Origin of the sequence: Lachnotalea glycerini, from assembly GCF_003201285.1 — a bacterium.
In the GTDB taxonomy this organism is placed as follows: domain Bacteria; phylum Bacillota; class Clostridia; order Lachnospirales; family Lachnospiraceae; genus Lachnotalea; species Lachnotalea glycerini.
In genome coordinates, this window is sequence record NZ_QICS01000002.1 from 14,120 (window position 1) to 33,846 (window position 19,727).

General features: G+C 33.5%; 17 protein-coding genes. 13 read left to right on the forward strand and 4 right to left on the reverse strand.

Annotation, left to right across the window (positions count from 1 at the left end):
• The first annotated feature begins 8 nt into the window (after positions 1 to 8).
• The 7 genes from C8E03_RS04500 to C8E03_RS04530 all read left to right on the forward strand — a co-directional run bounded on the left by C8E03_RS04500 (position 9) and on the right by C8E03_RS04530 (position 7,969).
• Entirely contained in the window at positions 9 to 1,898 is a 1,890-nt protein-coding gene (locus C8E03_RS04500) for an FtsX-like permease family protein (protein ID WP_146212298.1), read from the forward strand.
• Positions 1,899 to 1,972: 74 nt separating this feature from the next.
• Positions 1,973 to 2,653 carry an ABC transporter ATP-binding protein gene (locus tag C8E03_RS04505; protein WP_110290422.1) on the forward strand — a complete coding sequence of 227 codons (681 nt, stop codon included), beginning with the start codon at positions 1,973 to 1,975 and terminating at the stop codon, positions 2,651 to 2,653.
• 190 nt (positions 2,654 to 2,843) lie between these two features.
• Positions 2,844 to 3,617 (forward strand): acetyl-CoA carboxylase, carboxyltransferase subunit beta, encoded by a 774-nt coding sequence (gene accD / locus C8E03_RS04510; protein ID WP_110290423.1) that lies wholly within the window; start codon positions 2,844 to 2,846, stop codon positions 3,615 to 3,617.
• 69 nt (positions 3,618 to 3,686) lie between these two features.
• Positions 3,687 to 4,523: an acetyl-CoA carboxylase carboxyl transferase subunit alpha gene (gene accA, locus C8E03_RS04515; RefSeq protein ID WP_110290424.1), complete on the forward strand. Its 837-nt coding sequence runs from the start codon at positions 3,687 to 3,689 to the stop codon at positions 4,521 to 4,523.
• A gap of 1 nt (position 4,524) precedes the next feature.
• Complete coding sequence (locus tag C8E03_RS04520; RefSeq protein WP_094376361.1) at positions 4,525 to 5,028, forward strand: acetyl-CoA carboxylase biotin carboxyl carrier protein; 504 nt, start codon at positions 4,525 to 4,527, stop codon at positions 5,026 to 5,028.
• The gene (locus C8E03_RS04525; protein ID WP_110290425.1) at positions 5,021 to 6,367 is read left to right on the forward strand and encodes an acetyl-CoA carboxylase biotin carboxylase subunit; all 1,347 of its coding nucleotides are present in this window, start codon (positions 5,021 to 5,023) and stop codon (positions 6,365 to 6,367) included. Before C8E03_RS04520 ends, C8E03_RS04525 begins: the two co-directional genes overlap by 8 nt.
• Before the next feature lie 33 nt (positions 6,368 to 6,400).
• Positions 6,401 to 7,969, forward strand: coding sequence for a GDSL-type esterase/lipase family protein (locus tag C8E03_RS04530; protein WP_110290426.1), 1,569 nt, complete (start codon positions 6,401 to 6,403; stop codon positions 7,967 to 7,969).
• A 131-nt stretch (positions 7,970 to 8,100) separates the two neighbouring features.
• Here the strand turns inward: C8E03_RS04530 and C8E03_RS04535 are convergent, their stop codons facing one another.
• From C8E03_RS04535 to C8E03_RS04545, 3 genes are read right to left on the reverse strand one after another with little or no spacing between them, the layout of a single operon-like run.
• The gene (locus tag C8E03_RS04535; protein WP_110290427.1) at positions 8,101 to 9,366 is read right to left on the reverse strand and encodes an L-cysteine desulfidase family protein; all 1,266 of its coding nucleotides are present in this window, start codon (positions 9,364 to 9,366) and stop codon (positions 8,101 to 8,103) included.
• A gap of 28 nt (positions 9,367 to 9,394) precedes the next feature.
• A complete protein-coding gene (locus C8E03_RS04540; protein WP_094376365.1) occupies positions 9,395 to 9,901 on the reverse strand; it encodes an L-2-amino-thiazoline-4-carboxylic acid hydrolase in 507 nt (168 codons plus the stop codon).
• A gap of 24 nt (positions 9,902 to 9,925) precedes the next feature.
• Positions 9,926 to 10,444 carry a hypothetical protein gene (locus tag C8E03_RS04545; RefSeq protein WP_242993401.1) on the reverse strand — a complete coding sequence of 173 codons (519 nt, stop codon included), beginning with the start codon at positions 10,442 to 10,444 and terminating at the stop codon, positions 9,926 to 9,928.
• Positions 10,445 to 10,739: 295 nt separating this feature from the next.
• On the opposite strand from C8E03_RS04545, the gene C8E03_RS04550 reads away from it, so the two are divergent.
• The 3 genes from C8E03_RS04550 to mmuM all read left to right on the forward strand — a co-directional run bounded on the left by C8E03_RS04550 (position 10,740) and on the right by mmuM (position 13,966).
• On the forward strand, positions 10,740 to 11,390 hold the full coding sequence (locus C8E03_RS04550; RefSeq protein WP_110290428.1) for a GntR family transcriptional regulator: 651 nt from the start codon (positions 10,740 to 10,742) through the stop codon (positions 11,388 to 11,390).
• A gap of 209 nt (positions 11,391 to 11,599) precedes the next feature.
• Positions 11,600 to 13,021 (forward strand): alanine/glycine:cation symporter family protein, encoded by a 1,422-nt coding sequence (locus tag C8E03_RS04555; RefSeq protein WP_094376367.1) that lies wholly within the window; start codon positions 11,600 to 11,602, stop codon positions 13,019 to 13,021.
• Positions 13,022 to 13,966 (forward strand): homocysteine S-methyltransferase, encoded by a 945-nt coding sequence (gene mmuM, locus C8E03_RS04560; RefSeq protein WP_110290429.1) that lies wholly within the window; start codon positions 13,022 to 13,024, stop codon positions 13,964 to 13,966.
• Between the two features lie 194 nt (positions 13,967 to 14,160).
• Here mmuM and C8E03_RS04565 read toward each other — a convergent pair whose 3' ends face one another.
• Complete coding sequence (locus C8E03_RS04565; RefSeq protein ID WP_094376369.1) at positions 14,161 to 14,721, reverse strand: TetR/AcrR family transcriptional regulator; 561 nt, start codon at positions 14,719 to 14,721, stop codon at positions 14,161 to 14,163.
• A gap of 447 nt (positions 14,722 to 15,168) precedes the next feature.
• On the opposite strand from C8E03_RS04565, the gene C8E03_RS04570 reads away from it, so the two are divergent.
• The 3 genes from C8E03_RS04570 to C8E03_RS04580 all read left to right on the forward strand — a co-directional run bounded on the left by C8E03_RS04570 (position 15,169) and on the right by C8E03_RS04580 (position 19,686).
• The gene (locus C8E03_RS04570; RefSeq protein ID WP_094376370.1) at positions 15,169 to 17,367 is read left to right on the forward strand and encodes a transglycosylase domain-containing protein; all 2,199 of its coding nucleotides are present in this window, start codon (positions 15,169 to 15,171) and stop codon (positions 17,365 to 17,367) included.
• A gap of 277 nt (positions 17,368 to 17,644) precedes the next feature.
• On the forward strand, positions 17,645 to 17,968 hold the full coding sequence (locus C8E03_RS04575; RefSeq protein WP_330410691.1) for a rhodanese-like domain-containing protein: 324 nt from the start codon (positions 17,645 to 17,647) through the stop codon (positions 17,966 to 17,968).
• Positions 17,969 to 17,985: 17 nt separating this feature from the next.
• Entirely contained in the window at positions 17,986 to 19,686 is a 1,701-nt protein-coding gene (locus C8E03_RS04580; protein ID WP_094376371.1) for an FAD-dependent oxidoreductase, read from the forward strand.
• Positions 19,687 to 19,727 lie beyond the last annotated feature (41 nt).

Consider the following 19,727-nt stretch of genomic DNA (forward strand, 5'->3'; position numbering starts at 1 on the left):
TGATCAATATGAATAAATTAATGATTTTAATTCGAAAAAGCAAAAATAGAGAGAAATATTTTCTCTATGCATCATATGTTTTGAATGTAATAATAGTTTCTATGTTTTATATGGTTGCTACTGGCTTAAGTAATATAACAAATGAAACACTAAGCACAAATGATTATGAACAAATTATGGCAATTCTTGGCTCGGTAATTTTAGTGTCAGGCCTTACGATAGTTTTTTTTCAATGGATTATTTCAATGCAATTTCAAGCATTGTTTTTTAGCAGAAAGCAATTTAATAATAATCTAAGGCTTATGGGGATAAGAAAGAAAAGTCTTTTTGGTATTTATATTTATGAATTATTCTATATGCAATTACTTGCATTTCCAGTTGGAATTATTCTTTCAGAGATCATATTTTATGTTTTAGCCAAAACGTTAAATTTGAATGAGAAAATAATTACTCCTGATAAAATTGTTATTGCTGCTATACTACATCTTATAGTAATTACAGCATCCGTTTTTATAACATTCATAAAATTAATGAAGCATAATATTATTGAAGTAATTAGAGGAAATACTAATTGTGAAGAACTTCAAACCTTGGGAATTAAACAAAAAGTAAGATTTACATTAGGATTAGCCTCTATAATTATTACTATATATATTAAGTTTACTGCACAATCAAAACAAATGGAAGTCATGGCAGATATGGGATATTCTATTGCCATTCTTTTAGCGTTTGATGTCATTATGTTTTATGTTCATAAAGTATTAACTATATATGCAAAAAAGTATAGAAAAACTTATCTTTTATTTTCAGAGCAAATAAGTTTTGGCTATTATAAAAAGGTTAAAGTCGTCTGTCTTATTGCTGTTTATAGTATTACAATATTTCTAGGACTGCAGATGATGTTTAAAACAGTTCGAAATGCGGGGCTTAATGTAGCTGATAAGAACATAAATTATACGTATTGTATACAATATGATAATTTGCTTAGCATGGATGAAGCAGATAAAAATGATCAGGTGCTTTATGGATTACGATTTAAAACAAAGACGTCAAGTGGATCCAATGTATATGTAAATGGAATAAATACTCAGTTTTTATCAAATTTTGAAACCATTAATATTAATAAATTATTATGTGATGATAATAGTTTTATAAAAAATAACATGTTTGATGATAAAAACTGGAATGGAATTATTATGCCTGACTATTATATATCTGCTAATGATATAGGAAATAGTATTATACTAAATATTGATGGCAAAGATGTTAGTTTTAATATTATTGCTGGCTATAATACAAACAATTTTGGAAAAATGATATGCTATGTAAGCAGTGCATATCTGAAAAGTCAACTTAATATAGACAATATGTATAATATTGCATATATAAAAAATCCAAATAATTTAGAGGATATGATTAAAACAAGATTTGGTACTGTACAGAGCAAAGAAGAAATAGCGCAAGAAAGTTATAATAAAGCAGTTAGTGGAACGAAATTGGTTGAAATTGTATCAATATTTATTATAATTTGTGCAATGATATCACTTATTAATTTTTTTGCTATAACTTCTGGAGCTAATATCATTAATATTTCTAGGTTACGTGGAGCAGGTATGTCTGAAAAAAATATTACTAAAATATATATTTATCAGGCAATTATACCAATTATTGTTGCAAATATTCTTGCAATTCCCTTAGCAATAATATTTGAACGGATTGGCTGTTATTTAATGCTACCAGCGGATTATTTTGTTTATGGCATGAAATATAAGCCTGTTTCATTATTAGTTGTATTTTTTGCGTTTTTAGCTGTTTCAATTGTTACACAGGTTATAACTATTAAGAAAGTATTATACACCTCATACTATATTGATATATTAAGAGATGTTAGTATTTAAGCAGAAAAAATAGTAATATGAATATCTAAATTAAAAGTGACATAACAGGATACAAAATGTAGAAAGGAAATTTTATGGAAAGCAATAAAATTGTAAGAATTGAAAATATAAATTACAAGATTAAAGAAGGAGAAAAAACACGTAATATACTTAAAGATGTTAATTATTCATTTTTAAATAATTCAATTACTGTTATTTCAGGACCATCAGGTTCAGGAAAAACAACTCTTTTGTATGCAATTGCAGGTTTGTTGGATGATGTAGATGGTGAAATTTATATTGATAATTTTCAAATTAATAAATTGACGAAAAAGAAAAAGGATGAGTTTCGACTGAATAATATTAGCATGGTTTTTCAAAATCTAAATTTATTTTCTTTTATGAATGTAGAAGATAATATTTTAGTACCATTTTATATTAAGGATAAAAAAATAGATGAAGATGTCCATCGTAAAATTTCAGAGTATTTACAACTTATGAATTTAGGGCAGATTCAAAATAAGTCAATTCAATCGTTGTCAGGAGGAGAGCAGCAAAGAGTAGCAATTATAAGAGCTATTATTGATAATCCGAAGGTTATTTTATGTGATGAGCCAACAGCTAGTCTTGATAAGAACAACGTAGTTATTTTTATGGAAACATTGTTGAAGATAAAAAAATCAACAGAATCAACAATTATTATCGTTACACATGATGAAAGAGTTACAAAATACGGCGAAAATAAAATCTCAATGGTAGACGGAAGTATAGAATAAAATATTCGTTATGTTTATTTTTGATTTCTAAAAACCATTGCAAATAGTAAAGCGAAAATTTGTTTGAAAAATACCCTGATGAAGTTTCAATCTGTGATGATATTTTAGGATATTCATTAAAAACCTTTGCCTAAAGAATAAAAAATCAATTGGGACAAACACAATTATTAGTTACTAAGGGGGTTGGTTAATGTCTCTGAACTTGTTTGTAAAGTGCAAAGAGTGTGGCGCTATAATAGAAAGAAAAAAATTTATTGAAAATAAGTATGTTTGTAATATATGTGGAGATTATGAAGTCCTTGATTTTAAAAAAAGACTTTCTATGATTTTAGACAAGGATACATTTGAAGAAACGAATGCGCATGCAAATTTTTATAATCCAATAGATTTTCCCGGCTATCTTGAAAAGCACGAAAGTATTGTAAACAAAACGGATTTAGATGAAGCTATAATTACCGGAAGAGGATTTATTTGCGGATATAAAGTTATGATTGGCATTATGGATATCCGATATATGATGGGCAGTATGGGAGTAATAGTTGGAGAAAAGGTAACGAGATTATTTGAAGATGCTCAGGATGATAAAATTCCAGTTGTAATGTTTATTGCATCGGGTGGTGCCAGAATGCAGGAAGGTATATTTTCTTTGATGCAGATGGCTAAAACAGCGGCAGCAGTGTCTAAATTCAGTAAAGAAGGTGGATTATATATAAGTGTATTGACAAATCCTACAACAGGAGGAGTTAGTGCTAGCTTTGCTTTTTTAGGAGACATTATATTAGCAGAGCCTAGAGCGTTAATTGGGTTTGCGGGGAAAAGGGTTATTGAGCAAACAATAAAAGAAAAACTTCCAACAAATTTTCAAACATCTGAGTTTCTGTTTGAGCATGGCTTTATAGATTTAATTGTAGAACGAAATAATTTGAAGGAAACGATTGGTGAAATTTTAAAAATACATAATTAAAAAATAATTTATACCACAGGTAAGTGTTTTTATTTCATAGAAAGTTTATTGAAAAGAGCGGGTGCTGATATGGAAAAAATAATTGTTGAGGAAATAGGGATTAATTACGCATGGAATAAAGTATTATTAGCAAGAAAAATTACTAGATTTCGGTCTTTAAGTATCATTAATAGTATTTTTGATTCATTTATTCAACTGCATGGAGATCGTAGAATGGGTGATGATAAATCAATTGTTGCAGGAATAGGGTTGCTGCACAATCAAGCTGTTACTATTATTGGACAGCAAAAAGGAAATAATCCAGATGAGATGGAATATCACCAATATGGAATGACGAAGCCGGAGGGCTATCGAAAATCTTTGCGATTAATGAGACAAGCGGAGAAATTTAGGCGTCCGATAATCTGTTTTATTGATACTCCAGGAGCATTTCCAGGTATTTCTGCTGAAGAGAATGGACAAGCAGAAGCGATTGCAAGAAATTTATATGAAATGGCCAATTTTACAGTCCCTATTATATCGATAATTATTGGAGAAGGAGGAAGTGGAGGAGCTTTAGCTTTAGGAGTTGCCAACAAAGTAATTATGTTAGAAAATGCTATTTATTCAGTTGTTTCACCGGAAGGATGTGCGAGTATTTTATGTAAAGATTCTAAAAAAGCTCCAGATATAGCTGGTAATTTAAAAATCACTGCTACTGATTTAAAGAATAATGGAATAGTAGATGAGATAATAAGTGAAGTTGGAGAAGCAGAAGAAATATTTACAAGGATAAAACAAAGTATAGAAAAGGAGCTTCTTCGTTGTAGTCAATTAAATGGTGAAGAATTAAGAACTGAAAGAATAGAAAAATATAGAAGAGTTGGGAACGAGATTGTATTTTTTAATGTAAAAGAGGATAATTAGAATGGATAATTTGAATGTTGTACTAAATAATATAAACAAGATGATTAGGCAGTGTGAACAATCTAGATTAGCATCTTTTGCCTATCAAGATTCGACGTTTTCAATCCGATTTAGTAAGGTAACAGAGGAAACTGATTGTAGCAGAAACAATGCTCAAAAAGCAAATTTTGATTATAGTGATTTTAAGTTTAATAATATAGATACGGCTATGGATAAAGCTGCAATAACAGATATTTCCCAAGAAGATAAAAACGAAAAGGAAGATATCCTGACTATTGCATCTCCTTTTGTTGGAACAGTTGAGTTTAGCAATCAAATTAAGTTAGGAAATAATGAAATGCAAATTATGAAGGGAGATGTGATTTGTTCTGTGGAAGCTATGAAAATTTATAATGATATAAAGTCTCCTGTAACAGGGACAATTATTGAAATTTTAGTGAAAGATTGTAGTTTGGTAGAATATGACCAATCAATATTAAAAATTAGAGTGGATAAAAATGAGTAGTACATATAAGAGAATATTAGTAGCAAATCGTGGTGATAGTGCTGTTCGAGTCATTCGCGCATGTAAAGAGATGGGAATAGAAACAGTTAGTATTTTTTCGAAAGGTGATAAAGGAGCATTACATACTAGACTTGCAGATTATTCTATTTGTATAGGAGATGTTCAAAGTAAGGATTCTTATCTTAATGCATACAACATTTTAGCAGTAGCAACTGATTATAAGGTAGATGCAATACACCCAGGAATTGGTTATTTTGCCGAAAATGCAGATTTTTGTGAGCTATGTGAAAGCTGTGGTATTGATTATATCGGACCTAACAGTAAAATTATTCAGTTAATGGGAAACAAAATTGAAGCAAAAAAAGTTGCAAAAAAATCTGACATACCTATTATTGGAGAGGATTGTATTGAAATAAATAGTTATGAAGAAAGCCTTAACTATGCGAGAAAGACGGGCTATCCAATTATTCTTAAAGCTGCAAATGGTGGTGGAGGCAAAGGAATTCGAGTAGTTGAAAAAGAAGAGGATTTATTTCGTTCATTTGAACTATGTCAAAAAGAAGCAGAGAAAGTTTTTGGGGTAAGTAAAATTCTCATTGAAAGATATATTGAAAAGGCAAAACATATTGAAGTACAGGTGTTAGCAGATCAGTATGGTAATGTTATACATTTAGGAGACAGAGAGTGTACAATCCAGAGAAACAATCAAAAACTTATCGAAGAAACCAGGTCTCATAAACTATCTGAGGAAATCAGAAATAGAATGTATCAGGGAGCGATTGCTATATGTAAACATATAGGCTACGTAGGAATTGGTACGATAGAGTATTTATTAGAAGACGATAAATCTTTCTATTTTATGGAGATGAATACACGTTTGCAGGTCGAACATACAATTACTGAGATTATAACAGGAATAGATTTAGTCAAAGAACAGATTCGCATTGCTCAAGGTGAAGCACTTGAAATTACACAGGATGACATCCATTTTAATGGATACGCTATTCAATGTAGAATATTAGCAGAATATTTTAATGGTTCTTTTATTCCTGATTATGGAAAGATTACTAGATTTGATATGCCTGGTGGATTTGGAGTAAGGATAGATTCTTCATATGAAGCCAATAATATTGTAACAATATATTATGATTCACTTCTGTGTAAGATATGTTGTCATGATCAGGACAAAGAGCAAGCAATCAGCAAAATGTTAAGGTGTTTAGATGAAATGCAAGTAGAAGGTGTTTCGACTAATAAAGAGGTATTAATTAGTATTCTTAAAGATACTAAATTTTTAGAGGGTAATTATACAACCGATTTTTTAAAGACGATAAAATAATCAACAATTTTATCTTATAGGAGGTTATAAAAAATGAGAAAGAGAACAAACAGGTACAGTAAAACTATCATAGCTGTATTTATGGCAACAGCAACAGCACTTTGCCTGGGAAATTCAGTATCAAAGGCGATGGTTCATACAGCTTCGGGGGAGTCCAAAGCTGCTACGTCAACTATTTGGATCGTTGGGGATTCAACGGTAAGCAGCTTTAACGATAATTATTATTATCCAAGATATGGGTGGGGAACACAGATTGAAAATTATCTGGATGGCACATTTACAGTGCAAAACATTGCGCTGTCGGGAAGAAGTTCAAAGAGCTATACAGCAGACTCTGAATATCAGACATTGCTTAATGGTATGAAGAGCGGAGATTATTTGTTTGTAGGATTCGGTCATAACGATGAAAAAACGGAAACTGAACGATATACAAATCCAAATGGGACTTATTCAGAGGAAGGCTCCTTTGCACATTCCTTATATCAAAATTTTATCAAACCTGCTCAGGCAGCAGGTTGTCAAGTAATACTTTGTACTCCTATTGTGAGGAGAACAGAAACAGGAACATGGAGTAATACAAATCTACATATAACATCAACCTCGGGAGAGTTTGAAGGAGGGGATTATCCGCAGGCAATTAAGAATCTGGGAGCTGCATTAAATATACCGGTGATTGATATGACGTCCTTAACAAAAGCTCTTTATGATGAACTAGGTTTTGAAGAAACTTTATATTTACATGCATGGACATCTTCAAAAGCGTCAAGTGTAGATAATACACATACTAATATATGGGGAGCGAAATATAATGCTTACCTTATAATGAAAACAATAAAAGAATTAGATATCAGTGGACTTTCACAGCATGTGATGGAGGCTTTGGAACCAACAAAAGAAGAATCTTTAGTATCTAATCCTGATTACAAAGAATCCACCTATACGAATGAATTAAGTCAAAGCAATTTATGGCAAGATTATGGTATTTGGAAAGGTACCGTATTTGGCAATATAGGTGGTGACCCTAATAAAGAAAATCAGACACTTGAAGCGGACAGCAATGGAAATATGCATATAGCAGTAATTAATAATAAGGGAAAAATAGCAAGTACAGCTGATGGTTACGCCATGTACTACTACAAAATACCAGCAAGCGCTGTTTTTACCTTAACTGCAAACGCTACGGTAAATAAATTGGTACTAAATGATCAAGTTTCCTTTGGCTTAATGGCAAGGGATGATATGTATATTGATTATAATACAACAGATGTGCTTGGTGATTATGTTGCAGCAGCGCCGTTAAAGCTTACTAAGGCAGGTGGTGTTTGGAATTGTTTTGCAAGAAAGAGTGGAGTGCTGACACAGGGTGGAGTATGTACCAATTCTATTTCTGCAGGTGACACGGTGAAGCTTTGTATAGAGGGAAATACAGATGGGTATGCATGTAAATTTGGAAATGAATTAGCTATTACTGGAGGATTTGATTTTAAACTTACAAGTATTGATTCCGATTACATATATGTAGGTATGTTTGTAGCGCGAAATGCAGATATTACTTTTAGCGACATTCATCTGATTGTAGATGGTAAAGAAATTATCCGTTAATTATAAAAAATTATAAAGGATCACTCAATTGATTACGTTACGATTGAGAAGTGTTTGAGGAACAGAAAATACAGGAGGTTGACTTTACCAGCCTCCTGTATTATGCTATAAAAATGAATTGTGCAATGATTTTATTGACCTATCATAATATTGAGAATTTCTATATCGGTAGATTTCATACCTTGTCGCCCCATGCGGCCAATGTTTTTTAAAGTTTGTTCGTAATCCTCTTCCACTAGTCCTTCGCCAAAAGGAAAAGAGAGATTGCGTACTGCCATTTCATAACCTAAGATACCTGCGTCTACTGCACTTGAAATTTTGGCAGCGCAGGAGGCTTTAGCACCATCACACACAATGCCGCCGACGTTTCCAATGGCATTGATTAATGTTTTGCCAATAATATCGTAATCGGCGCCATGTAAATAAGCGATACCGCAAGCAGCAGCAGCACCGGCAGAGACAGCTCCACAGTAAGCAGATAAGTTACCTATATATCGCTTTTGATGTAAGGATAAAAGATTGGTAAGCACAAGGGCGCGATAAAGGATATCCTTTCCTGCCTTTAGATCTTTAGCATATACGACTACAGGCATAGTACAGGTAATTCCCTGATTACCGCTACCAGAGTTGATGATAACTGGAAGAGGACATCCGTCCATTCGGGCATCAGAACCGGCAGCAGCAGCAGCTCTGGCTTTGATACGTATATCATTTTTGCCTAGGAGCATTAGAGTTTGTCCTACCTGAGAACTCCAATTATGAACCAGACCTTCTTCTGATATTGCTGAGTTGTACTCGACTTGTCTGCCGATAATTTCTTCAATATCCTTTATCTTAACTTCGTTGGCAAAATCAAGTATATTTCTGATGTTAAGCTGTGTTTTATCACCTGAGGTGTTGGTTTGTATATTGGATTGTTGAAAAATTAGTTTATTATTTTTTTCTATTTTTGAAATATGATTGTGCTTAGTTTGAATTTCTACTGCAGCTGATTTAGAACCGGCTGTTAAGAAAGCACGTATGTATAGATTTTCTACACCTTTTTCTAATTCACAAGTGCATATTCCTTTCTGATACAAGCTTCTGGTAATCTTAATATCTTCATCTGTTGCCTGGCTGATAACTTGGAGATCCAAATCTGGTTTTCCGGCTACAGCTCCTAAAATAGCTGCCACTTCTACGCCTTTTTGTCCACCTGAATTAGGGACAACAACGCCTTTTACGTTTTTGATAATATTTCCGCTGCAACGTATCATAATATGCTCTGGCATTTCACCAAGTATCTGTCTGGCTTTTGCGGCAGCAAGAGCGATTGCGATTGGCTCGGTACATCCCATAGCTGGAATAAGCTCTTCTTTAAGTATGTTCAAATAATTATCGTATTGTAATTGATTCATAGAAGTGTTCTCCTTTGGTAATATTTGCTTATTTTTCACCTTTAATGAATGATACTTCACAGGTTTTACAGCCTTTGGCGATGGTATCTCCTAAGTGAAAATTATAACCCATAGCTTTTGCAATTCCGCGGTCTCCGTCCATAGCCATGTCACATAACTTTTCACAAGTTCCATCATCAAGACCTAATTCTTGCCATGCTTTTAGCAATGGACAATGATGAAATTCCAAATCTACTCTGTCGCTATTTTTGGTTTTAAATGTGGCTTCAAAGGTTTTTAAAAGAGTAGGAGATAGAAAAGTGTCTGCAAAACATGATACATTTTCTGGTTCTGGACATTTAGCCTTAATACCTGCTCCTTGGGTTTTTCCTGTTTCGGAAACAGCTTGACGAATAATTTGTTCCATTTCTTTTGTCAATCCGGCTTCACAACCTTTGACATAGGTTAATCCTGTCCAAGTTGCGCGGTGTTCAATGGCTCCTCTTTGAATATCTACTACAGCATCGCCTTTTATTGTAATTTTGTTATCGATCATGTTATTATCCTCCTTATTAAATGATTAATTGTTAGTTGCCATAGCGGCTACAAATCCACCTGTAAGTGGAGGAGCGGCAATCGCAGCAGTTTCGGATCCAATTAAAAAGCTGCCAACTACTAATATGACCACGAGAATGCCTAACATGCCAGCAAGTGTTACAATAACAGTTTTCCATTGGTCTAATAATTCCTTGATATTAAGCATAGTACCCAGATGTACAACCATCATCATTACCAGAAATGTCGGAAGATTTGAAGCTACTCCGCCTAGCTGAAGTATGTCTTGAGGAAAGTAAGTCCAAAATCCTATGACAAACAGGACAGCGCTTATAAACATGGATGGTACGAATGCTTTTGTTGCGATTGAGATGACTTCTCCAATGATAAGTAATATCAACATGGTAAGAAATGCTGTTTGTGTGTCCATTTCAACTTGTCCAGTAGCGACCTGATACACGCCAAAATAGAGGAAAGATACAATCATAAGAATTAACAGAATGTATCCGATGACTTGATTCTTGAAACTCATTTGCTTGCTCATACCTATGTTCCTTTCTTGTTCTGATTTTCATACACGTGTACGTAAGCTAATCATATCACGACAAAATAAAACAATCAATATAAAATGAAAAAATAGTGAATAATAACTGTTTTAATGTAAAAATATTGTGCAAATAGTACAAAAAATAGAAAAAAATATTGCAAAAATATATCTCTGATATGATTAGATAATAAAATGTTATTATGATATCAATATTGTGTCAATTAACATTGACTTAAATTATAGATAAATGTATAATTAAATAGCATATTACTGAAATTAAGGAGAGATTTTTATGTGTGAAAAAAACTCCGATACATCATTAAAACAGCAGGTGCACGATGCTTTGATTTCTGATATTATCAAGGGTGTGTATTCTGGGGAAACCATTTTGACTGAAAAGTTTTTGATGGAAAAATATAATGTTAGTCGGGCGCCAATACGAGAGGCACTTACTCAATTAACGACAACTCAAATTTTAATCAGCATTCCAAGACAAGGGTATAAGATTTTTCAACCATCGGCAGAGGAAATATATGAGATCGTTAAATTCCGATCTTCTCTTGAGTGTTCTTTTTTGCATAATTTTTCGTTTTGCATTGTTCAGGATTGGATAAATGAACTTCGTTCAATTTGTGAGGAATATATGAGTTGTGGTGCGGATAATTTTATTGGACGCTGGCATTATAATTGTATGTTTCATTTGAAACTTTTTTCTATTTATGGTAATCGTTATGCATATAAGCAGTTACAGGATGCCTTAAACATCCAGACTATATATTTTATACAAAAAAAGCAATATGCCAGTATGGATTTACATATGGCACTGGTTGATTATTTGGAAAAAAAAGATATAGCAATTGCTGAAACTATTTTAAAAGCTGACATTGAGAATCTTTTAATACCATCGGCTTCATCAATAGATAGCAGTAATTCCCCAAATTAGACAAAAAAGAGTAGTGTAAATTTATCGGATTATAGTGATATCGGCATATATTTTATTAAATGAAATGTATGCCGATTATACTATAAGCATTGAAACAGACAGAATTTTACAGTGAATTTAACGAGGATTTGTTGACAATTAATGCAGATTAATATAAAGTATTACTAATTTAATAAAAATTACAAAAGAATCTTGGGAAGGATTAGAATATGAAAAGCGTAACGGATTTTTTATTATGGCTGGATAATTTGATATGGGGATTGCCAATGATTATTATTTTGGTGGGAACGGGTATTTATTTGTCTATACGTTTTCGGTTTACCTATCAAAAAAAGTTTTTATTTCACTTTAAAAATACATATGCCAAAATGTTTAAAAAAGCAGAAGGTGAGGGTACTGTTTCTGGATTTGCGGCAGCTTGTACTGCTTTGGCAAATACAATAGGAACCGGTAATATCAGTGGCGTTGCAACTGCGATTGTAAGTGGGGGACCAGGTGCAGTTGTATGGATGTGGTTTTCTGCTTTTTTTGGAATGTCAATTAAGGCTTGTGAAATCATCATTGGGCAGCGTTACCGTCAGAAGTATGAAAAGTCTATGGATGAATATGTGTGTGACCGTTCTTTTGTTATGAAAAATGCTTTTGGCTGGAACAAGGGTGCAATTGTATTGGCCGTATTTTGTCTTTTGTTTGGACCTTGGACCTGCTGTGTGCAAACAGAAGCAGTAACAAGTTCAATCAAAGAAGGCTTTGGCGTTGCTCCGTGGATTACAGTAATTATCATAGGAATTACCTGTTTTTTAACCATTGTCGGTGGACTAAGGCGAATCTCGGGCTTTATGGAAAAAGTAGTGCCTATTATGGCAGTTTTATATGTACTTGCAGGTTTAGGAATTATAATTTTGAATATCAAACAGTTACCGGAGGTTGTTGTGTTAATAGTTAGGTCTGCTTTCACACCAACAGCAGCAGTTGGTGGATTTGCAGGAGCCACGGTACGTGATGCAATACAATATGGCGTGGCAAGAGGTCTGTATTCTAATGATGCAGGAACAGGCTATGGTATTATAGCACATGCATCGGCTAAGACAGACCATCCGGTAAGACAATCCTCATGGGGATGGGGAGAGATATTTCTTGATACTATAGTGATTTGCAGCATTACAGCATTTACTATACTGTCTACTAATTCTTACATTGATTCAGAGGCCACTTCAGGAGCTCTGACTACGATTGCTTTTAAAGCAGCATATGGAAATTATGGAGGAATGGCAATTTCTATAGCTATCGCAATTTTTGCGTGGACAACCATTATTGGCATGTATTATGCTTGCGAAAAGTCAGTCAATTATGCATTGGGAGATACGAAAGTCAATAAATTTGCAATGCCGATTTATATGATTTATTATTTAATACCCTGCCTATTCTTTTATAATATAAAGGCTGATGTATTATGGGCTTTTACTGATATTTTAACAGCGGCATATGTCATTATTACTTTGATTTTTATTTATGCAAAACGAAAAGAGATATTTCGATTATTCGATGATTTTTGGTATCGATTCTTGCCCGCACAAAAAAGAGGAGAGAATCCACCGCCAGTTATGTTTCATGCAGGAAAGGAAAAATAGATGAGAACTAATTTTGATGAAGTAAGAAAACAAAAGGATTTAATTATATTAGATGGAGCTATGGCTACAGAGCTAGAGAAAAAAGGCTTTAATTTAAATGATGAGTTGTGGAGTGCTAAGGTTTTGGCAGAGCATCCACAGGCAATTAAAGAGGTACATTTCGATTATTATAAAAATGGAGCGGATGCAGGTACATCAGCCAGCTATCAGGCAAGCATTCAAGGGTTTGCAAAGAAAGGATATTCTGCGCGGGAAGCAAAGGATTTTATTGCCTATTCTATGGAACTTCTTATAGAAGCAAGAAAAGAGTGGTGGGAAAAGGAAGGTAAGAGTCAAGGACGAATATTTCCACTTGCAGTCGGTTCAATTGGACCGTATGGAGCATATCTGGCGGATGGTTCAGAATATACCGGCAGCTATTCGGTTTCTGAAAAAGTACTGGAGGAATTCCATATCACAAGAATGGAAGTACTAAAAGAGGCAGGGGCAGAGCTTTTCGCGCTTGAAACCTTTCCGTGCCTATATGAAGCAGTTGTATGTGCGAATATGATGGAGAGAATGGAGGCAGATTATTATATTAGCTTTTCCTTTCAAAATGGAAATCAGATTAATGGAGGCAATACAATTAAGGAGTGTGTAAAGGCATTAAATGGCTTAAAATATATAAAGGCGATTGGGGTTAATTGTACCCAGCCTCAGTATGTAAAAGAAATTATTAAGAATTATAAGGAAGTAACATCACTTCCGATTGTGGTTTATCCAAACAGCGGTGAAACCTATGATGCCTTAGGTAAGGTATGGCATGGCAGCAAGGAACAAATAACCTATGGAGAATGGGCGAAAGATTGGTATCACACAGGAGCAAGCATCATTGGAGGGTGCTGTCGCACGACGCCGAATGATATCAACCAGATTTATAGCTGGTATGCAAAAGAGCATCAGTAATTTTAGAAAGCAGCGCTTTTATGATCAATGCTTATGGGCAAGAATGAGAAAAAGTTATTTCTATTGTTATAAAACTGGAATCAAGAGATGATATTAAGATTATCAAATTTTGATTCCATTTCTATATAATAAGATTATTTTTTGTAAATTTTCGTATGATGTAATAATCCATGTGCATGAATGCATAAGGAAGTTTAATTAGAGTTTTTTACATTGCATATAAATTTTTGTATCAGATGAACCATTTCTTTCGGAGATTCTGTCATTCCATTTGCTAACCAGAGCTTTAAAACTGCAAGATAGCCGTCAACCAGAAAAGTAGCAAAGTATTCAAGCTCTCGGTCTGAAAGCGCTTGATATTCTTTCGTCCAGAGAATATAGTATTCTCTTTTAATTTCTTGGCTGATTCGCTCCCAAAAGATTTTACCACTGTTTGATTTTAAAAGGGCCTTTGAAAAGTCAGAATGTTCCTTAAGACTTTGGTATAAGGATAGAAAGAATTCATAAGGATTTAAAAGGTTATGATTTTGATAAGAGGTATAAATTATATCAAATAGTTCATTTTCTAATTGAGTGAGTAAATCATTTGGTGTTTTATAGTGAAGATAAAATGTTGCACGGTTTATATCTGCAAGATCGGATAATTCCCGAACTGAAATTTCATTAATAGATTTTTTCATTAATAAAGTAATTAATGCATTTTCTAACTGCTGCTGAGTACGTCGATAGCGCCTGTCTTTCATTGTTTCTGTCATAAAAACTCCTTTAAAATTTAAAATTGATATGGTTTGTTGCTTAATTTACTTTTCATTCACATTAGTATATTAATAGAAAAATGTCAAATAAAAATTATAACTTGGCTATTTTCTATCTACAGGAATAAAAGTAAAAGAGGAGTGACTGATGAACGGATTTATTGAAGAAAAAATTTAACTTTTTAAATGCATAAGGTGCAGAAGTATTGCCGCTTTGAAAGAATAATAAAAAATGTTTTTCATAAAATATTACAGTAGTGTATTATATTAACAAATTATTACTAGTAGAAGTATTAATACCTATTTATGTGTCAATACTTTTGTGGAAGTAGATAAATAGAGAAAGCAGTATCTAAATTTTTAATATTTAATTACAATTTGAAAAACTAGAAGATAAAATGCTAAAAATGTATTATAATACTATTAGTTTAAGAAAGGGTATAAGACATGAAAAAAAAATACATACGCGCATTCAGAAGAGGTTTCATAATTGGAACTTTTCTAATATTATTATTTATACTGGTACCATTTATCATGTTATTTCCTAAATATCAGAAATATACGGCAGAGGCGAAAGAAAAAATAGAAGCAATGGGTGATGAGGCATTTTATTCCTCACTTACTGGATACATATATGATGATGAAGGAAATGTAATTAAGAAAATAAAAAATGATAAAGATACAAACTACCTTAGCTATGACGAAATTCCAGAGGATGTAGTCAACGCATTTATAGCAATTGAGGACAGAACTTTTTGGACTAACAGCGGCGTAGACTTAAAAGGTATTATTCGTGTTGCCTATAATTATGTCAAGTCTCGCGGAGAAGAAATGCATGGTGCAAGTACTATTACACAGCAATTGGTAAGAAAGGTTTATATTTCAAGTGAAGTCACAATTGAAAGAAAACTTAAAGAGATGTGTTATGCGCTAGAGCTAAACAAAAGATACAGTAAAAAGCAAATAATGGAATACTATGTCAATAATATTTATTATGCAAATGGATTTTATGGTATTGAGGCAGCCGCAAAAGGATATTTTAATAAGTCAGCCTCAGAACTAACGATAAGTCAAAAGGCATACTTATGTGCAATACCGAATTCACCTACGTATTATGATCCGATTAAGAATCCTGAAAATGCACTGGCTAGAAGAGATAAGATTCTAAATGATATGAAAGAGCTTAATTATATCACAAAGTCGGAATATAATGAAGCTGTAAGTGAAGAGATAGTATTAAATACCAGTGCCAAAAGTATTGATACCAATCCATATGGTGCAAGCTATGCGATGGATTGCGTGACAAGGTATTTTATGGAGAAAAACGGCTTTGAATTTCAGTATGTTTTTAATACAATGGAGGATTATGAAGCCTATCTTGAAAAATACAATGAAAGCTTTGAAGAAGCCAGAAATGAATGGTACAAAAGTGGTTACCAGATTTATACTTCTTTAAATACTCAAAAGCAGGAACAATTACAAGAGTCCATTGATTCGGCTTTAAGCTTTAGTGAAGAGGTAAGCGATGATGGAATCTATAATCTTCAAAGCAGTGCTACATGTATTGATAATGAAACAAATAAAGTAATAGCAATTGTTGGAGGCAGGTCACAGGATATTACGACCTATTTAAACAGAGCCTATCAAAGCTACAGGCAGCCTGGAAGCTCAATAAAACCTTTAATTATATATACACCGGCATTAGAGATGGGATATAATCCGGACAGTACAATACTAAATCTTGATATTGATACATGGAAGGCATCAAAGACAACGACTGGAACTCCTATTGTATTAAGGGAGGCAGTTGAAAGATCCATTAATGGTGCTGCATGGGGACTGATGCTAGAAATCACTCCGAAAAAGGCACTCAGTTATTTGCAAAATATGGATTTTTCAAAAATAGTTCCAAATGATTATTATGAATCAGCATCACTGGGAGGACTGACCTATGGTGTCTCTACCGTAGAAATGGCAAGTGCCTATAATTCTTTGGTAAATCATGGAACGTATACTCAGCCTACTTGTATTATATCCATTATTGACAAGGATGGAAATGAAGTTTATGAGGATAAACAGGATACAATTCAGGCGTATACTGAAAATGCAGCAAATGGTATGATAGATATTTTGAAAGGTGTTGTCACAAATGGTACAGCAAAATCGGCAGGCTGGTCAAGTAAAACACAGGCAGCAGGAAAAACCGGTACCACAAATGATAATAAAGATGGATGGTTTTGCGGAGTGACTCCATATTATACCATATCAGTATGGGTAGGCTATGACAATCCAAAAGCTTTGACCGGTTTATCGGGAGCTTCTTATCCATTGAAAATATGGAATAAGGCCATGAGTCAATATGTGTTGGATTTACCAGCTAAAAGTTTTGATGGAAATTTTGTTGCGAACGAGGAGGAAGCCACTAACTTTGATGATGCCACTGATAATGATTTGTCGGTATCTAATTCAGTTCAGGAGATTATCAATAGTATGTATGCAATTAATAAAGAGGATGCCAACTGGCCTGCATATGCTAATTCAATGTATGATAATGCAATGATTAAGGTAAACCAGATAACGAGTCAGGCATTAAGAGATGAAATGGCTCAGAAGGTAGATGAGGCATACAGCTCTTTAACAAATTAAAAATCAGAAAAAACTGTTGCGATAATAATAGGTTGTCGCAACAGTTTTTTTATTTATATGAAAGACCATGTTGTGGTAACGCATAAAAGTATTGATTCCTCGTGAAATAAAAACACAATGTAGACTTACCCGCTTTCTTGTGTAAAGCTCATACTTTGTTCTGTAAAATAGCAAATGTGATAAAGTCACAAATAAAAATAAAAAGGTTTGGTATAATTATAATAAATTAAGAATTGTTATGGGGCAAGAAGTTACAAAAAGATAAAGGAGGAAGAATATGTTGCTAGACTTTTTAAAAAGGGACAATAGTAAGACAATGCATGTAAACGAAATAGATAATTTGATAGGACATGTGGATTTAATTGATATTAGGGAGCCCTATGAATACAAAAATGGGACTTTAAAAACTGCCAAAAATATACCAATGGGCATGCTTTTAGATTCACCTGGCAAGTATTTAAAAAAAGATAAAGTTTATTACATTATGTGTCTCTCAGGAGGAAGAAGCAGTACAGCGTGCAGGCTGCTTAGAAAAGACGGATATCAGGTAATTAATGTTTTGGGTGGATATGGTTCTTACATGGGGTCAAAAAGAAAATAGCGAGGAGGAAGTACGAAATGAGACGTAAAATAGTAATAATTGGCGGTGTTGCTGGCGGAGCTTCAGCAGCAGCTAAACTTAGAAGAAATAGTGAGGAGGATCAAATTCTTATGTTTGAAAAGGGGCCACATGTTTCCTTTTCGAATTGTTCACTTCCTTATCATTTGAGTGGTATTGTTAAAGCACCGGAACATTTAGTACTGATGAATCCGGAACTATTTTTAAAGCAATATAAGATTGAAGCCAGAGTAAATAGTGAAGTTATTAACATAGACAGAGAGAATAAGAAAGTTAGTGTAAGGGATGTTATAACAGGAGAGGAATACACAGAAAATTATGATAAGCTGATTTTATCACCCGGAGCACAGCCCATTCTTCCACATATTTTTGGAATTGAGAAAGTCAATGTATTTACTGTTAGAAACGTTGTAGATATTGATCAACTGAATCAATTCATTAAGTCAGATTATTCAAAGAACGTAGCAGTAATTGGTGGAGGATACATTGGAGTTGAGGTGGCTGAAAATTTGAAAAAAGCTGGTTGCCATGTTACACTAATTGAAGCAATGAATCAAATATTAAGGCCATTTGACTATGATATGGTGCAGATTTTTCATAAAGAGTTGATTGACAAGCAGGTTGATTTGATATTAGAGGACAAGGTAGAAAGCTTCAAAGAAAATAAAGTTGTTTTAGCTTCGGGAAAAGAAATCAGTGCAGATGCTGTGGTAATGGCGATAGGAGTCTCGCCTGAAACATATCTTGCAAAGCAGGCAGGTTTAGAAATTGGTGAAACAGGGGCAATCAGAGTAGATAAAAATTATCAAACGAATGACGAAAATATTTATGCAGTGGGAGATGCCATTGAAGTTTTCCACACCTTAACTCATTCATTAACCAAGCTTTCCCTAGCCGGTCCTGCACAAAAACAGGCAAGAAGCGTTGCAAATCATATTAATCATAAAAGCACAATCAATCAAGGTTATATCGGGTCATCAGCAATTAAGGTATTTGACTTTAATGGTGCCTCTACCGGTCTGAATGAGTCATTGATAAAAGCATTGGATTTAAAGATAAATTATGGTATTGTTCGTATTATTTTAAATGATAAGGTAGGACTTATGCCAGATGCAGCACCTTTACATTTCAAATTGTTATATGAAATTCCGACTGGTAAAATACTGGGAGCGCAGGCAATTGGCAAGGGTGATGCAACAAAGAGAATAGATGTGATAGCTACTGCGATTAAATTCGGAGGAACAGTGGAGGAATTAAGAGATTTAGAATTGTGCTATGCGCCTCCATTCTCAACCGCAAAGGATATTGTAAATTATGCAGGTTATGTAGGTACCAATCTATTAAACGGTGATTACAAGCAGGTAAATGTTGACAAGGTTCGAGCGCTTGTTGAAAATGGAAGCTATATTCTTGATGTAAGAGAAAGAGGAGAATATGAGCGAGGCCACATCAAAGGAGCTATGAATATTCCACTCAGTGAGTTAAGAGAATGTGTCAGCGAAATACCAAAGAATCGGTCAGTTTATGTCCATTGCAGAACAGGTCAAAGAAGCTATAATGCGGTTTTGGCTCTTCAAAATCTTGGTTATACCAATATTTATAATATTACGGGAAGCTTTTTAGGTTTATCTTATTATGAATATTATAACGACAGGGTAAAACAAAGAGAGAAAATTGTGACTGAATATAATTTTAATTAAATAATAGTTTAACAAAACACTTATTATAAACATATAGGGGC

Bases quoted from the DNA above. Each gene is read 5' to 3' on its own strand.
- C8E03_RS04505 (WP_110290422.1), top strand. From the start codon at position 1,973: ATGGAAAGCAATAAAATTGTAAGAATTGAAAATATAAATTACAAGATT.
- C8E03_RS04555 (WP_094376367.1), top strand. From the start codon at position 11,600: ATGAAAAGCGTAACGGATTTTTTATTATGGCTGGATAATTTGATATGG.
- C8E03_RS04500 (WP_146212298.1), top strand. From the start codon at position 9: ATGAATAAATTAATGATTTTAATTCGAAAAAGCAAAAATAGAGAGAAA.
- C8E03_RS04550 (WP_110290428.1), top strand. From the start codon at position 10,740: ATGTGTGAAAAAAACTCCGATACATCATTAAAACAGCAGGTGCACGAT.
- C8E03_RS04525 (WP_110290425.1), top strand. From the start codon at position 5,021: ATGAGTAGTACATATAAGAGAATATTAGTAGCAAATCGTGGTGATAGT.
- C8E03_RS04580 (WP_094376371.1), top strand. From the start codon at position 17,986: ATGAGACGTAAAATAGTAATAATTGGCGGTGTTGCTGGCGGAGCTTCA.
- C8E03_RS04520 (WP_094376361.1), top strand. From the start codon at position 4,525: ATGGATAATTTGAATGTTGTACTAAATAATATAAACAAGATGATTAGG.
- accD (WP_110290423.1), top strand. From the start codon at position 2,844: ATGTCTCTGAACTTGTTTGTAAAGTGCAAAGAGTGTGGCGCTATAATA.
- C8E03_RS04565 (WP_094376369.1), bottom strand. From the start codon at position 14,721: ATGACAGAAACAATGAAAGACAGGCGCTATCGACGTACTCAGCAGCAG.
- accA (WP_110290424.1), top strand. From the start codon at position 3,687: ATGGAAAAAATAATTGTTGAGGAAATAGGGATTAATTACGCATGGAAT.
- C8E03_RS04540 (WP_094376365.1), bottom strand. From the start codon at position 9,901: ATGATCGATAACAAAATTACAATAAAAGGCGATGCTGTAGTAGATATT.
- C8E03_RS04535 (WP_110290427.1), bottom strand. From the start codon at position 9,366: ATGAATCAATTACAATACGATAATTATTTGAACATACTTAAAGAAGAG.
- C8E03_RS04575 (WP_330410691.1), top strand. From the start codon at position 17,645: ATGTTGCTAGACTTTTTAAAAAGGGACAATAGTAAGACAATGCATGTA.
- C8E03_RS04545 (WP_242993401.1), bottom strand. From the start codon at position 10,444: ATGAGCAAGCAAATGAGTTTCAAGAATCAAGTCATCGGATACATTCTG.
- C8E03_RS04530 (WP_110290426.1), top strand. From the start codon at position 6,401: ATGAGAAAGAGAACAAACAGGTACAGTAAAACTATCATAGCTGTATTT.
- C8E03_RS04570 (WP_094376370.1), top strand. From the start codon at position 15,169: ATGAAAAAAAAATACATACGCGCATTCAGAAGAGGTTTCATAATTGGA.
- mmuM (WP_110290429.1), top strand. From the start codon at position 13,022: ATGAGAACTAATTTTGATGAAGTAAGAAAACAAAAGGATTTAATTATA.